This window comes from uncultured Microbulbifer sp., from assembly GCF_947498635.1.
GTDB lineage: Bacteria > Pseudomonadota > Gammaproteobacteria > Pseudomonadales > Cellvibrionaceae > Microbulbifer > Microbulbifer echini.
On the sequence record NZ_CANMKV010000138.1, the window covers coordinates 1 to 420 of the forward strand.

1 protein-coding gene is annotated in these 420 nt (G+C 46.9%); it reads left to right on the forward strand.

Annotated features, from left to right (window positions below; genetic code table 11):
• Window positions 1-63: 63 nt before the first annotated feature.
• Window positions 64-420: transposase (locus Q1A69_RS20175; RefSeq protein WP_299589736.1), on the forward strand; the 357-nt coding region annotated here is incomplete at its 3' end.

The following is a 420-nucleotide window of genomic DNA, read 5'->3' on the forward strand; positions in this document are numbered from 1 at the left end:
GGAACCTCTGAATAATTCCGAGCCAATTTGGTAGTATTCAGTTATCCGTCAAGGCTACGATAGATCATGCACCAAGTCACCTTTGCCGAAGCAGAATACAATCTGAAGCGCCGTAAAACTCGTCGAGAGAAGTTTCTTTCTCAGATGAATGCCCTCATTCCTTGGCGGCGACTGGAAGCTCGAATAGCCCCTTGTTATCCACGCGGCAAGCGTGGCCGAGAGCCTTACCCATTGAAGGTCATGCTGCGTATTCATTGCATGCAGTTGTTTTACAACCTCAGCGATCCAGCTATGGAAGATGCGCTATACGAAATTGAATCTATGCGTAATTTTGCAGGATTGACTTTGAATGGCCCAATTCCCGATGAGACAACGATTCTTAATTTTCGCCACTTGCTGGAGTCAAATCAGCTCGGCACA